Below are 14,760 nucleotides of genomic sequence, written 5' to 3'. Positions count from 1 at the left end.
CAGAAGTTGCGTCGGCTGTGTGGCTTCATCGCGAGCAGGCTCACTCCTACAGAAACCGGGTTTCATCTGAAGGAACGCGGTCAACTGTAGGAGTGAGCCTGCTCGCGACGGGGGTGGCCGCCGTTGGCTGATGTCAAAGGTTGCCACTCACCGGCAGGACACCGCCGGTTTTTCGTCTTCGATACATTTCAAATTTCCCCCGCAAAACCCTCAAGCCCTTTGTTTACCGGGCCTCGGGCCGCCAATAAAAAGTTGGTCTGCTAATTGCTTATGGCTCAGCAGTACAGCGGTGGGCGGCAAACGTCCGGCATGCAGAGGAAAGAGTGTGGACAAGTACCTTTATGTGGCAATGACCGGCGCCAGCCAGAACGCACTGGCGCAGCGGGCGCATGCCAACAACCTGGCGAACATCTCCACCAACGGTTTTCAGCGCGACCTGGAACAGGCGCGTTCGATGCCGGTGTTCGGTGACAGCTTTCCGGCGCGTGCGTTTGCCATGAGCGAACGGCCTGCCACCGACTTCACCCCGGGCTCGCTGGTGCAGACCGGCCGTGACCTCGACGTCGCCGTGAGCGGCAATGGCTGGATCGCCGTGCAGAATCCCAACGGCGGCGAAAGCTACGTGCGCACCGGCAGCCTCAACGTCGATGCCCTCGGCGTGCTGCGTGCCGGCAACGGTATGCCGGTGATGGGCAATGGTGGTCCGATCGCCGTACCGCCCGAGCAGCAGATCGAAGTCGGCGAAGACGGCACCATCAGCATTCGCGCGATGGGCGAGGGCCCACGGGTCATGGCCGAAGTCGACCGGATCAAACTGGTCAACCCCGACATCAAGAACATGAACAAAGGCCTCGACGGCTCGATTTACACCAGGGACGGCCAACCGGCGCCGGCCGATGCCAACGTCAAACTGGTCTCGGGGTTCCTTGAGTCGAGCAACGTCAACGCCGTTGAAGAAATGACTTCGGTGCTGGCCCTGGCCAAGCAGTTCGAGTTGCACGTCAAGATGATGAACACCGCCAAAGACGACGACCAGGCCATGGCTCGGGTCTTGCAGATCAGCTAATTATCAGAACGTCGCGCCGTAAAACAGGCGCACGAGGAGAATCGAATGCTTCCGGCTCTATGGGTTGCCAAAACCGGTCTGTCCGCCCAGGACACCAACCTGACCACCATTTCCAACAACCTGGCGAACGTTTCAACCACGGGTTTCAAACGTGATCGCGCCGAGTTCCAGGACCTGCTCTATCAGATCAAGCGCCAGCCTGGCGCCCAGTCGACCCAGGACAGCGAACTGCCGTCGGGTCTGCAAGTGGGTACCGGTGTGCGCATTGTCGGCACCCAGAAAAACTTCACCGCCGGCAGCCTGCAAACCACCGAGCAGCCGCTGGACATGGCCATCGACGGTCGCGGTTTCTTCCAGATCCTGCAACCGGACGGCACCACCTCGTACACCCGTGACGGTACCTTCCACCTCGATTCCAATGGCCAGATCGTCAACGCCAGCGGCTTCGCGCTGGAGCCGGCGATCGTCATTCCGAACGACGCGCAGACCTTTACCGTTGGCCGTGACGGCACCGTCTCGGTGACCATCGCCGGCAACCCGGCTGCCCAGGTGATCGGCAACCTGCAAACCGCCGACTTTATCAACCCGGCCGGTCTGCAAGCGGTAGGCAACAACCTGTTCCTGGAAACCGCCGCTTCCGGCGCGCCGCAAGTCGGTACTCCGGGCCTGAACGGTTTCGGTACCACGCTGCAGAACACCCTGGAAACCTCAAACGTCAGCACCGTTGAAGAGATGGTCAACATGATCACCACTCAGCGCGCCTACGAGATGAACTCCAAGGTGATCTCCACCGCCGACCAGATGCTCTCGTTCGTAACGCAGAATCTGTAATCAAGTCTATGGGGCGGCCTGAGGTCGCCAGCAACACCGTGAGGTAGGGTCATGAATCGCTTTGTATCTGTTCTGGCATTGAGTGGGGTCGTCTCGCTCGCGGGCTGCGTCGCTCCGACGCCCAAGCCCAATGACCCGTATTACGCCCCGGTGTTGCCGCGCACACCGTTGCCGGCTGCCGCCAACAACGGCTCGATCTATCAGGCCGGTTTCGAGCAGAACCTGTACAGCGACCGCAAGGCGTTCCGGGTCGGTGACATCATCACCATCACCCTGAACGAGCGCACCCAGGCGAGCAAGAATGCCAACTCGCAGATGGACAAGAACAGCGACAACAGCATCGGTCTGACCTCGTTGTTCGGCTCCAGCCTGACCACCAACAACCCGATCGGTGGCGGTGACCTGAGCCTGAACGCCGGCTACAGCGCCGACCGTTCGACCAAGGGTGACGCCAAGTCCGGACAGAGCAACAGCCTGACCGGTTCGATCACCGTGACCGTGGCCGATGTGTTGCCCAACGGCATCATCGCCGTGCGTGGCGAGAAGTGGCTGACCCTCAACACCGGTGACGAACTGGTGCGCATCGCCGGCATGGTCCGCGCCGATGACATCGCCACCGACAACACTGTGTCGTCGACTCGCGTCGCCGATGCACGCATCACCTACTCGGGTACCGGTGCGTTTGCCGATACGAGTCAGCCAGGCTGGTTCGACCGTTTCTTCCTCAGCCCGCTGTTCCCTTTCTAGGTGGCGACTTTGAAATTCAAACACCTGATGCTGGCTGCCGCGTTGATGTCCGCTGCCTTCGGTGCCCACGCCGAGCGGCTGAAAGACATCGCCAGCATTTCCGGCGTGCGTTCCAACCAGTTGATCGGTTACGGCCTGGTGGTCGGGCTTAATGGCACCGGTGACCAGACGACGCAAACCCCGTTCACCCTGCAGACTTTCAACAACATGCTCTCGCAGTTCGGCATCAAGGTGCCGCCGGGCTCGGGCAACGTGCAGTTGAAGAACGTCGCGGCGGTGTCGGTGAGTGCCGACCTGCCGGCGTTCGCCAAGCCGGGTCAGCAGGTCGACATCACCGTGTCCTCGATCGGTAACTCCAAGAGCCTGCGTGGCGGCACACTGCTGCTGACGCCACTCAAGGGTATCGACGGCAACGTCTATGCGATCGCTCAGGGCAACCTGGTGGTCGGCGGTTTCGATGCCGAAGGTCGCGACGGTTCGAAGATCACCGTCAACGTTCCGTCGGCCGGTCGTATCCCTGGCGGTGCGTCGGTGGAGCGTTCGGTGCCGAGCGGTTTCAACCAGGGCAACAGCCTGACGCTGAACCTCAATCGCTCCGACTTCACCACCGCCAAGCGCATCGTCGACAAGATCAATGACATGCTTGGCCCTGGCGTTGCGCAAGCCATCGACGGCGGCTCGATCCGCGTCACCGCGCCGCTCGATCCGAGCCAGCGCGTTGATTACCTGTCGATCCTGGAAAACCTCGAAGTCGATCCGGGTCAGGCGGTGGCGAAAGTCATCATCAACTCGCGCACCGGCACCATCGTCATCGGCCAGAACGTGAAAGTCTCGCCGGCCGCCGTGACCCACGGCAGCCTGACCGTGACCATCACCGAAGACCCGATCGTCAGCCAGCCGGGCCCGCTGTCCAACGGCCAGACTGCAGTGGTCCCGCGTTCGCGGGTGAATGCCGAGCAGGAAGCCAAGCCGATGTTCAAGTTCGGCCCGGGCACCACCCTCGACGAGATCGTGCGCGCGGTGAACCAGGTCGGCGCGGCACCGGGTGACTTGATGGCCATCCTCGAAGCCCTGAAGCAGGCCGGTGCGTTGCAAGCCGACCTGATCGTGATCTGAGGCCGACCACCATGGATATGCGCAAAAGCGGTCTGGTCAGCAGCAGCGATTCGGGTTCGTACTCCGACCTCAATCGTCTGAACCAGCTCAAGGTCGGTGACAAGAACAGTGACGAAAACATGCGCAAGGTTGCGCAGGAATTCGAATCGCTGTTCCTTGGCGAGATGCTCAAGTCGATGCGCTCGGCCACCGACGCGCTCGGCCAGGACAACCCGCTGAACACGCCGGCTGCCAAGCAGTATCAGGAAATGTACGACCAGCAACTGGCGGTTTCCATGTCCCGCGAGGGCGGAGGTATTGGCCTGGCTGACGTGCTGATCCGGCAGATGTCGAAGAACAAGCCGATGGCCCCGGACGAAGCGGCGGCGGCGTCCGCCGCCAAGCAACAGGAAGCGCTGGCCAAGGCGGCCGCGGTGCCGACGCCGATTGCCGCTGGCACCGTTGCCACAAACGGCCCGTTGTCGCGACTCAATGGCGAACGGCCGTTGTGGGCGTCGCGTTCGGTGAATGCGCCGAACACCGATATCTCCCACCGCAACGACATGCAATTGATCAATCAGCGTCGTCTGGCGTTGCCGCCGAAACTGGCTGATCGTTTGCTCGCCGGGTTGGTGCCGTCTGCGCCTGCAACTGCTGCTGCCGCTACCGCAGCGGTGGCGAGCAACGCCTTGCCACAACGTGCCGCGACCCCGGCGATCGGTGGTTCCGGCCCGCTGTACAACGGCGACTGGCTGGCCCGCGCCGAAGAACAAAAGGCTGCCGCAGGCGGCCAGATGCAGGTCTACGGTCGTGCCATGGCGCAGATTCCGCTGGCGCCGCCGAAAAAGGCTTTCAGCTCTGCCGACGAATTCGTCAACACCATGCTGCCAATGGCCAAGGAAGCCGCCGACCGCATCGGCGTCGATCCGCGTTATCTGGTGGCCCAGGCTGCGCTGGAAACCGGTTGGGGCAAGTCGGTCATGCGTGCTCAGGACGGCAGCAGCAGCCACAACCTGTTCGGCATCAAGGCCAGCAGCAACTGGAAGGGCGATTCGGCCCGGGCGATCACCAGCGAATTCCGCAACGGTGCGATGGTCAAGGAGACGGCCGAATTCCGTTCCTACGCCTCGTACAAGGACAGCTTCCACGATCTGGTGACGTTGCTGCAGAGCAACAATCGCTATCAAGAAGTGCTGAAGTCGGCCGATAACCCAGAACAGTTTGTACGCGAGTTGCAGAAGGCCGGTTACGCCACCGACCCGAACTACGCCAACAAGATTTCGCAAATTGCCAAGCAGATGAACAGTTTCGAAAACTACGCTGCGGCGGGTGTCTCCACCACGCCTTTATAAGGCACCAGGTAATAAGGTCTGAACCATGAGTTTGCTCAATATCGGGATGTCGGGACTGTCGGCCAGCCAGTCCTCTCTGGCTACGACAGGCAACAACATTGCCAACGTCGACACCGCCGGTTATTCGCGTCAGCAAACCGTACAGGGCACCAAGTCGTCGCAGCAGTACGGCACCGTGTTCATCGGCACCGGCACGACCCTGGCCGACGTGCGCCGGGTGTACAACTCGTACCTGGAATCGCAGCTGCATACGGCGACTTCGCTGGACAGCGAATCGGCTGCTTTTCTCAAGCAGGCGACGCCGCTGGACGCGATGCTGTCCGACACCAACACCGGCCTGACCGGCGTACTGCAGAAGTTCTTCACTTCGTTGCAAGGCGTGTCGACCTCGGCCACCGATGACACCTCGCGCCAATCGGTGCTGACTGGTGCGCAGGCGTTGAGCAGTCGTTTCAATACCATCGCCAAGCAACTCAACGACCAGAACACCACGATCAACGGCAGCCTGGGCGACATGACCGCCCAGGTGAACAAGCTGGCGACCTCGATTGCCAACCTGAACCAGAAGATCGGCGAGATCTCCACCAGCGGTGGCGCGCCGAACGACCTGCTCGACAGCCGTAACGAAGCCGTGCGCCAACTGTCGGTGCTGACCGGCGCCCAAGTGGTTGAGCGCGGCACCAGTTTCGATATCTACGTCGGCAGCGGCCAGCCCTTGGTGATCGGTAACACCACCAACACCCTGAGCATGGTTGCCAGCAAAGACGATCCGTCGCGCATGGCCATTCAGATGGACCGCGGCTCGAGCACCATCGACATCACCTCGGTGATCAGCGGTGGCGAAATCGGCGGTCTGCTGACCTATCGCAAGGAAGTCCTCGACCCGTCGCTCAACGAGCTGGGCCGAGTGGCCCTGGTGGTCGCCGATCAGATCAACCGCCAGCAAGCCCAGGGCATCGACAAGAACGGTGACTTCGGCGCGGCGATTTTCAACAACATCAACAGCGCCGCGCTGATCAGTCAGCGCAGCATTGCCAAAGACGGCAACAGCGCTGGCTCCGGCAACCTCGATGTGACCATCAAGGACACCGGCAAGCTGACCACCAGCGATTATCAGGTCACGTTCACCAGCGCTACTGACTACACCGTCAAGCGTTCCGACGGCACCGACATGGGCGCATTCAGCACCACGACCAACCCGCCACCCGTGATCGACGGTTTCACCCTCGCGCTCAACGGCGGTGCGTTGAGCGCCGGTGACTCGTTCAAGGTCACGCCGACCAGAAACGCAGCCGCGAGCATCCAGACGGTGCTCACCGATCCGAAGAAAATCGCTGCGGCCGGTCCGCTGACCGGTGTCGCCAGCGCCAACGGTCTGGGCACTTACACCCAGCCGACGCTCAGCGACAAGATCGACATCTACAACCCGACCGCCCAGGCCGACATGCAGGCGGCGCTGAAGAATTCGACGCCGGTCAAACTGGTATTCGGCGCGACCAGCGGCGGCAGCCAGTCGTACAACCTGGTGGACGCCAAAGGCGCGACCATCGGCACCGGCACCATCGTTCCGGGCCAGTCGAACACCCTGAATCTGAAAGTCGGCATCGTCGACGCCAGCGGCAACCCGGTGATGGATACGACTGTCACGCCGAACGTGCAGAAAACCTTCACCGTGCAGACCACCGTGGGCGGCACGCCGAAATCCGGCGAGACCTTCACCATGAACCTGACCGGTGCGGCGTCTTCGGACAACCGTAACGCGCAGGCACTGGTCGGCCTGCAAACCGCACAAAGCGTCGACACGGGTTCGGCGAGCAAGGGCATCAGCCTGACTGACGCCTACAACAAATTGGTGACCAACGTCGGTACCAAGACCGCCCAGGGCAAGTCCGACAGCGCTGCAACCAGCGCGATTCTGGACAACGCCAAGGGCGCGCGCGATTCGTTGTCCGGGGTCAACCTGGATGAAGAAACCGGCAACCTGGTCAAATACCAGCAGTACTACACAGCGTCTTCGCAGATCATCAAAGCTGCGCAGGAAACTTTCGCCACGCTGATCAACAGCCTTTAAGGAGTCGTAATTCATGCGCATTTCCACCGCTCAGTATTACGGAACGCAAGCTTCGGACTATCAGCGTAACTTCAACAAGGCCGTTGCCACCGCCAGCGAGGCGAGCAGCCTGCAGCGCATCAACACCGCCGCCGATGATCCGATCGGTGCCGGGCGCTTGCTGCAATTGGGCCAGCAGGCCGCGATGCTTGATCAGTACAAGACCAACGTCGACACCACCAAAAGCGCACTGAACGTGCAAGAGTCCACGCTGGACTCGATCACCACGGCGCTGGCGCGTGCCAAAGAGCTTGCGCTGGCGGCGAACAACGGCACGATCACCGACAAGGACCGCCAGGCTTACGCTTCGGAAATGGGCGAGATCCAGCAACAAGTGCTGGGCCTGATGAACGCCAAGGACGCCAACGGCAACTACCTGTTCTCCGGTTCGAAAACCGACACCGCGCCATACTCGAAAAACGCCGACGGCACTTTCAGTTACAACGGCGACCAGACCACCATCAATCTGGGCATTGGCGACGGCATGACTGTCGGCACCAATACCACCGGTTGGGACGCCTTCCAGCAAACCATCAACACCGGTCGCACCAACACCAAAATGACCGCACCCGCTGTGGATGACGGCCGTGTCGTGCTGTCCAACGGCACTGTCGGCACTGCTGCCAGCTACGATGCCAAATTCAGCGCCGGTCAGCCGTATACCATCGATTTTGTCAGCAGCACCCAGCTGAAAATCACCGATGCCCTGGGTAATGACGTCACCGCCGAAGCCAGCCAGAACGGCCTGATCAGCAACAGCAGCGGTGCCAACCAGACCGTCAGTTTCCGTGGCGTCGACCTCAAGTTGAACGTCAACCTCAAGGCCGGCGACACCAACCCGGACGCAGTCATTGCCGGGCACAGCTTCCAGCTGTCGAGCACGCCTGATTCGTTCACCACCACGCGCAGCCCGGGCAATACCTCGACGTCGGTGATCACCGGTTCGACCATCACCGACCAGGCTGCGTATACCGCCGCATTCCCGCAGGGTGGGGCAGTCCTCAAGTTCACCAGCGCGACCGATTTCGATCTGTACGCAGCGCCAGTGACCGCCGACAGCAAGCCGGTATCCTCGGGCACCGTGGTCGGTGGCAACGCGACCGCTGCCGGTGTGACCTTCGCCCTCGGCGGTACACCAGCGACTGGCGATCAGTTCTCGATCCAGCCGAACAATCACCAGACCCAGAACGTGCTCGACACCCTGGGCCAGATGATCACGGCGCTGAACACCCCGGTCGATGGCGATCCGGTTGCCAAGCAGAAACTGCAGGGCGCCATGGAGGCGGGCCTCGGCAACATCGACGCCGCCGCCAATCAGATCGGCACCGCCGTCACCACCATCGGTGCGCGCGGTCAGGCACTGGACATGCAGGCCATCACCAACGACAGCCTGAGCACGGCGAACACCACGACCCAAGGCTCGATCCGCGATTCCGATCCGGCCGAAGTCATGACCCGCCTGACCTTGCAGCAGACCATGCTGCAAGCCTCGCAATTGGCGTTCAGCAAGATCAGCCAGTTGGGTCTGTTCAACAAGATCTGACGGTCAGCGGGCGCGTGAGCGCCCGCTGATCTTGTCCCTCTGTTAATGATTTTTGCGGTACCAAGGGCTCGTTTTTCCGAGCGGGCTCGTACCGCCTGTGAGCCCGCCGTGAATTCACTCCCCCTCGTCAGCATTGCCATTCCTGCGTTCAATCCGCGTTTTTTCGAGCGGACGTTGAACAGTGCCGTCAGCCAGACTTACAGCAATCTCGACATCGTCGTGTGCGATGACAGTCGTGGTGACGAGATCAAGGACATCGTCAGGCTGGTCAGGGAGCAAACCGGGGCGCAGGTGCGCTACGTTCGCAACCCGCAGACCCTGGGGCTGGTGGGCAATCTGAAGGTCTGCCTCGAGCAGGCGCGCGGCGATTTCATCAAATTCCTGTGTGACGATGACCTGCTCTATTCGGCCTGCATCGAACAGCAAGCCCATGAGTTACAGCGCGAAGAAGTCAGTCTGGTGATCGCTCAACGGCTGCTGTGGGACGCCAACGACATCATTCTGCCGGCCCGTCTGGAAAACAGCTCGCTATCACCCGTGAGCGCGTTGCTCAAAGGCGACGATGTGCTGAGCATTTTCGAAAAATTCCCGGTCAACGTCCTCGGCGGCTTCAGCAGTGCGTTGTTCCGGCGTGCCGATGTCGCCGAACTGTTGCCGGCGCTCACTGAAGAGGGTGCATGTTTCGTTGCGACCCTGGATTTTGCCTTGTATGTCTGTCTGCTGCGACGCGGCAACATGGTGACGTCCAACAATGTTCTGAGCGCCGAGCGACTTTACCCTGAGCGTTTGAGCGCGCAGCAACCGATGAAGGATGCTGCCGAGGTTGAGCGCGAGTGGCTTTCGCAAATGCTCAAAGTGCGCAGCGGCGAGTCGGCGCCCGCGAAGGGCTGGGTTCGCTACGTGCGACTGACCAAGGCCGACGAGTTGCCTCGCGTTTGGGACGAACTGCCGCTGAGCCGTACCTTGGGTACCAAGCAAAGCCGCCAGGAAATGGGCGTGGGTGTCGACAGCTTCAGTTTCGGCGAGCTCTATGCGCAGTGGCTGGCGTGTCGGGTGCTGACCGAGACGCAGCGAAAATGGTTGCCGGAGACCCTTGCGGGCTGGCCGCAGCAGCCGAGAATCGTGCCGATCGTCATCGATGCGCAGGGTAGCCGCGACGGGCTTGAGCGCACCCTGCAAGCGCTCGCTGCCCAGGACTATCCGCCGGAGCTGGTGCTGGTACTGTCCGTCGCCTGTACCGAAGCGCAGTTGCAGGATCGGGTATTCCACATGCCGTTGCAGGATGACGGTCTGGAGCAGATCAATAAGTTGTTGCCGCAACTCGAAGGCGCCGACTGGTTCTATCTGCTGCAACCGGGCGATCGCCCGGTGGCACCGGCATTGCTGGTGATGGCCGATCGCATCGCGCATTCGCGGTCGCTGACGTGTCTGTACAGCGATGAAGGCAGCCTGCGCGACGGCGAATCGGCGGAGCCGGCGTTCAAACCGGACTTCAACCTCGACCTCATGCGCAGTTATCCATACGTCGGCCGAGCGCTGGCATTCCAGCGCGAACGCTTCCTCGCGCTCGGTGGGTTTGCGCCAACATTCGCCGAACTGGCGCCACACGACATGCTGTGGCGGATGGCCGAAAGCGATGGTCTGCACGTCATTGGCCACGTCGCTGAAGTACTGCTGGAGTCCAAGTTCGACCTGTCGCAATGGCTCACCGAGCCTGGTGTGGTGGAGCAAAGTCCGCGCATTCTCGAGGCGCATCTGCAGCGCCTCGGCATTGCTCATGAAATCCGCCAGAACGGGCCGCTCAATCGTGTCGACTACCGCCACGCGCAGCGCCCTCTGGTGTCGGTGATCATCGTCACTCAGGATCAGACTGCCGCCTTGCAGCGCTGTGTCGAAACGCTGCTGGAGAAAACCGCCTACACCGAGTACGAGTTGCTCCTGGTCGACAACGGCAGCGAAAGCGCCGAAGCGCTGGCGTGGCTGGACGGCATGGCGCAGCTGGGCAGCGACCGGATTCGCGTGCTGCGGTGTGCGCAGAAGGACAATGCCGCTGCCGTGCACAACTTCGCCGCACGCCAGGGGCGCGGTGAGTATGTGCTGCTGCTCAATGCCTTTGCGGTGATCACCCAGGCCGACTGGCTCGACGAACTGCTCAATCATGCACAGCGCCCTGAAGTCGGGGTGGTGGGCGCCAAGCTGTTCAACCCGGACGGTGGCGTGCTGCACGCCGGCCTGATCCTGGGTCTGAATGGGCCGGCGGGACTGCCGTTCTATGGCCAGCCGATGCAGTCGGATGGGTATATGCACCGACTGCAGGCTGTGCATGATCTGAGCGCGGTCGGTGGCGACTGCCTGATGATTCGCAAATCGGTATTCGAAGCGGCCGGCGGCCTGGACGAGCAGGATTTCAAGCAAACGCTCAATGTCGTGGATCTGTGTCTGCGCATTGGCCGCGACGGTTATCTGGTGGTGATGAACCCGCACGCCGTGCTGGCGGTGGGCACGCAGCCAGTTATCGCGGCGACGGAGCAAGAGCAAGCGCAGCACGCCGAGGAGAAGGACACCTTCTATCAACGCTGGCTACCACTGGTTGCGCGCGATCCGGCCTATAACGTCAACCTGACGTTGCAGGGCGTAGGCGCCACCAACTTCAGTCTCGAACCGGGCCTGCGTACCGGCTGGAGTGCCTTCTCCAAGGCACAACTGCCGAACGTGCTCGCGGTCCCGATCAACGCTTCGGCCATCGGTCACTACCGCATGAGCCAGCCATTGATCGAGCTGGAAGCAGCCAACCGCGTGGAAGGGCGAATCTGCTACGGCTTGCCGTCGATCATCGATATCGAGCGTCAGTCGCCCGATGTGATCGTCCTGCAGGGGCGCTACTCGGAGCACGCCATCGATGAAATCCCGCCGCTGAAGAAATTCTTCAATGCCCGACGGATTTTCGAACTCGATGACTATGTGATCGATGTTCCCCATCGCAATGCGCACATTCGCAATATGCCGGGCAAGTCAGACATGGAGCGTATGGTGCGCCGGGCGATTGGCTTGTGCGATCGCGTGGTGGTCTCGACCGCGCCGCTGGCCAACGCGCTGTCGGACATGCATCACGACATTCGCGTGGTGCCGAACATGTTGGCCAAGGATCTGTGGGGGCATCTGCGCAGTCAGCGCCGCACCTCGAAAAAACCGCGTGTCGGCTGGGGCGGCGGCACCAGTCACCATGGCGATCTGGCGGTGATTGCCGAGGTGGTACGCGAACTGGCCAACGAAGTCGACTGGGTGTTCTTCGGCATGTGCCCGGATGACTTGCTGCCGTACATGCACGAATTTCACGGTGTGATCCCGCTGGATGTGTATCCGGCAAAACTGGCCAGCCTGAACCTTGATCTGGCTCTGGCACCGTTGGAGTTTCACATCTTCAACGACTGCAAGAGCAACCTGCGCCTGCTGGAGTACGGCGCCTGCGGCTATCCGGTGGTCTGCACCGACACCGAGGCCTATCGCGGTTACTTGCCGTGCACACGGGTCAAGACCAACACGACCGATGAGTGGCTGCAAGCGATCCGCATGCATCTGGCTGATCCGGATGCCAGCTACCGCATGGGCGATGAATTGCGTGAAGTGGTGCTGCGCGACTACGTGCTGCGCGGCGATAACCTGCGGCATTGGGAATACGGCTGGCTGGCAGATTGATCTGTCGCAAGGCTTCATTTGAGGCGATCTCTCGGGTCGCCTTTTTTACAGGCTCAACGATTTGTTCGAGTCGATCAGGCGAGGGACTGCGCGCTGTCCAGGCAATGCCCGCACTGACGGATCCGGTTTCAACAACAACGCAAGGAAGATGTGATGACAGTCGTGAATGGAACGAGTGAAGCGGACGTCCTGTCGGGCACCGACGGCAATGACCAACTCTATGGACTGGAGTCGGATGATGTCCTCCTGGCAAGTACGGGATCGGATGAGCTTGATGGCGGGGACGGCTTCGACACTGCGAATTACTACGCAATACCCTCTGGGATCAATGTCCAGTTAGCCACTGGTGCGGCCACCGTCGCCGGCCCCGACGGCAAGCTCGATACGCTGGTGTCCGTTGAGAAAATCGTCGGGACCTTTTCCAACGATACGTTCAGCAGTTCGGTAGCTGGCGTGACGCTGGAAGGCAGCAGTGGTGACGATGTCTACATTGTCAGCGCCGAAGACGTGACCATCGTCGAGCAGGACTGGGCCGGCTACGACGAACTGCGCACCAGCCTCAACAGCATCAAGATGGCTGGCTTCGTCGAGAAGCTGACCTTCACGGGGACCGGTGATTTCAAGGCTTACGGCAGTGACACCGACAACGAGATCATCGCGGGTGCCGGTAACGACTGGCTGTGGGGTGGTGACGGTGCCGATCATTTCGTTGGGGGGGACGGTTACGACACCGTCAGCTACAGCGACAGCCTTGAAGGGGTGCGAGTCGAAGACTTCACCAACTACGACGGCCTGACCATCGCCTATGGCGATATCTTCACCGGCATCGAAGCGCTTCAGGGCTCGGGCTTCGATGATGTGATTTATCGTCACAAGGACTCGATGAGTATCGATGGTGCGCAGGGCTACGACACTGTGAGTTACCGCTACGCCTTCGACGTAGCCAATGTCGTGATTGGCAATGGCAGCAACCTTGCAGGTGACACGCTGCTCAACGTGGAAGAGGTTATCGGTTCCTCAGGCGCCGATCGTTTTGTCGTCAACGCCAGCGGTGTGAAGGTGGCTGGCGGTATCGGTGATGACGTTTATACGATCAACAGCACCGGTGTGACTGTCGAAGAAGACGACAGCTTCATGGGCGGTACCGATCATGTGTACACCAGCCTCTCCGAGTTGAAGCTGAGTGCGTTCGTTGAGCGGTTGACCTATACCGGCAGCAGCGATTTCACCGGCTACGGCAATGACGAGAACAATACGATCGTTTCCGGGGGCGGGAACGATGTGCTGCTCGGCGGGGCGGGGGCCGATAACTTTGAAGGTGGCGCCGGTATCGACATCGTCAGCTATGACGACAGTGCTGAAGGCTTGAGCGCCTCGCTGAATTGGGGGGCGCAGAGCGGTATCGCCTTCCATGACGTCTACATCGACATCGAAGGCCTGCGCGGCAGCCAGTTCAATGATGTTCTGGAAGGTGAGTGGGGCGACAACGTCCTTGAAGGCGGTGGTGGTGACGACCAGATTCAGGGTGGCGATGGCAACGATCATATCTACGGTGGTCTGGCGTCCGGTCTCGATGCAGCCGGGCAGTCCGACACCTTGTTCGGTGGCTTGGGCGATGACGTCATTATCGCTGCGCGCGACGGTCTGTTTACCTGGGTCAGTGGCGATGAAGGCAATGACAACATTACCCTCGGACGGGGCGTGGCCTATGGTGGGCAGGGCAATGACGTGTTGATCTTCAACGGCGCCGGCCCGTCGAGCGTGGGCGGCAGCGGGTTTGGCGAGCAGGGCGATGATACCTATGTGGTGGACACGTCGGCGTTGGTGACGATCAAGGATGAAGGGCTGGATGCCCACGACACGCTGATTCTGAACACGATCGCTGACGCCAGTCAGTTGAGCGTAACCCGTGTTGGCGATGATGTTTATCTGCACAGTGCCAATGACGGTAGCAGTGGCGTGCCGGACCATGGTGTGCGGCTGGTGGACTGGTATGCGGGATTTGCCACCATCGAGCATGTTCAGACGGCCGATGGTCAGGTCTTTGAGCTGCCTGCGGGTGGTGATGGGTTTGCCATGTTCGGGTAGTTGTCGGGGGCTTTGAAAGAAGGGATGAATCTTTGGGTTCGTCCCTTTTTTGTTTTGGCCTTGGCGGCCTCTGGGCCGACCAGGCGCTTGGGTTTTTGGGTGAATATCCGTTTTTTTTGGTGTGGCGGCTGGCGGTTTCGCCCTTACGGCGAGTCACCTTTTTCAAACGCCAAAAAGGTAACCCAAAACGCTTGCTCCTGCGTTCGGCCCTCGCAGGCTCGGGTCCCTTCGC

The 14,760-nt window shown here is 60.9% G+C and carries 10 protein-coding genes; all 10 read left to right on the top strand.

All coding sequences use genetic code 11. The features are described from left to right. The first annotated feature begins 325 nt into the window (after nt 1–325). Complete coding sequence (locus ACYYKW_RS22135; protein WP_090282323.1) at nt 326–1,066, top strand: flagellar basal body rod protein FlgF; 741 nt, start codon at nt 326–328, stop codon at nt 1,064–1,066. 45 nt (nt 1,067–1,111) lie between these two features. Beyond that, the gene (gene flgG, locus ACYYKW_RS22130) at nt 1,112–1,897 is read left to right on the top strand and encodes a flagellar basal-body rod protein FlgG (RefSeq protein ID WP_090282324.1); all 786 of its coding nucleotides are present in this window, start codon (nt 1,112–1,114) and stop codon (nt 1,895–1,897) included. A gap of 51 nt (nt 1,898–1,948) precedes the next feature. Next, entirely contained in the window at nt 1,949–2,644 is a 696-nt protein-coding gene (gene flgH / locus ACYYKW_RS22125) for a flagellar basal body L-ring protein FlgH (RefSeq protein WP_042558188.1), read from the top strand. 27 nt (nt 2,645–2,671) lie between these two features. After that, a complete protein-coding gene (locus ACYYKW_RS22120; RefSeq protein ID WP_011333019.1) occupies nt 2,672–3,760 on the top strand; it encodes a flagellar basal body P-ring protein FlgI in 1,089 nt (362 codons plus the stop codon). A gap of 11 nt (nt 3,761–3,771) precedes the next feature. Further along, the gene (gene flgJ / locus ACYYKW_RS22115) at nt 3,772–5,091 is read left to right on the top strand and encodes a flagellar assembly peptidoglycan hydrolase FlgJ (protein WP_464991170.1); all 1,320 of its coding nucleotides are present in this window, start codon (nt 3,772–3,774) and stop codon (nt 5,089–5,091) included. A gap of 25 nt (nt 5,092–5,116) precedes the next feature. After that, nucleotides 5,117–7,162 carry a flagellar hook-associated protein FlgK gene (flgK, locus tag ACYYKW_RS22110; RefSeq protein WP_464991169.1) on the top strand — a complete coding sequence of 682 codons (2,046 nt, stop codon included), beginning with the start codon at nt 5,117–5,119 and terminating at the stop codon, nt 7,160–7,162. 13 nt (nt 7,163–7,175) lie between these two features. Next, nucleotides 7,176–8,744, top strand: a complete 1,569-nt coding sequence (locus tag ACYYKW_RS22105; RefSeq protein ID WP_464991168.1) for a flagellar hook-associated protein 3 — start codon at nt 7,176–7,178, stop codon at nt 8,742–8,744. Nucleotides 8,745–8,852: 108 nt separating this feature from the next. Continuing rightward, the gene (locus tag ACYYKW_RS22100; protein WP_464991167.1) at nt 8,853–12,440 is read left to right on the top strand and encodes a glycosyltransferase; all 3,588 of its coding nucleotides are present in this window, start codon (nt 8,853–8,855) and stop codon (nt 12,438–12,440) included. A gap of 153 nt (nt 12,441–12,593) precedes the next feature. Next, the gene (locus ACYYKW_RS22095) at nt 12,594–14,528 is read left to right on the top strand and encodes a calcium-binding protein (RefSeq protein WP_464991166.1); all 1,935 of its coding nucleotides are present in this window, start codon (nt 12,594–12,596) and stop codon (nt 14,526–14,528) included. Between the two features lie 32 nt (nt 14,529–14,560). Then, the coding region (locus ACYYKW_RS22090; protein WP_464991165.1) for a hypothetical protein at nt 14,561–14,760 on the top strand (200 nt) is incomplete at its 3' end.

Source organism: Pseudomonas sp. 15C (assembly GCF_055484735.1).
The sequence above is the reverse complement of the archived record's forward strand: the minus strand, read 5'-3'. Positions and strand labels throughout refer to the sequence as shown.

Coding starts and splice junctions, on each gene's coding strand:
- flgG (WP_090282324.1), top strand. CDS start 1,112: ATGCTTCCGGCTCTATGGGTTGCCAAAACCGGTCTGTCCGCCCAGGAC.
- flgH (WP_042558188.1), top strand. CDS start 1,949: ATGAATCGCTTTGTATCTGTTCTGGCATTGAGTGGGGTCGTCTCGCTC.
- ACYYKW_RS22120 (WP_011333019.1), top strand. CDS start 2,672: ATGCTGGCTGCCGCGTTGATGTCCGCTGCCTTCGGTGCCCACGCCGAG.
- flgJ (WP_464991170.1), top strand. CDS start 3,772: ATGGATATGCGCAAAAGCGGTCTGGTCAGCAGCAGCGATTCGGGTTCG.
- flgK (WP_464991169.1), top strand. CDS start 5,117: ATGAGTTTGCTCAATATCGGGATGTCGGGACTGTCGGCCAGCCAGTCC.
- ACYYKW_RS22105 (WP_464991168.1), top strand. CDS start 7,176: ATGCGCATTTCCACCGCTCAGTATTACGGAACGCAAGCTTCGGACTAT.
- ACYYKW_RS22095 (WP_464991166.1), top strand. CDS start 12,594: ATGACAGTCGTGAATGGAACGAGTGAAGCGGACGTCCTGTCGGGCACC.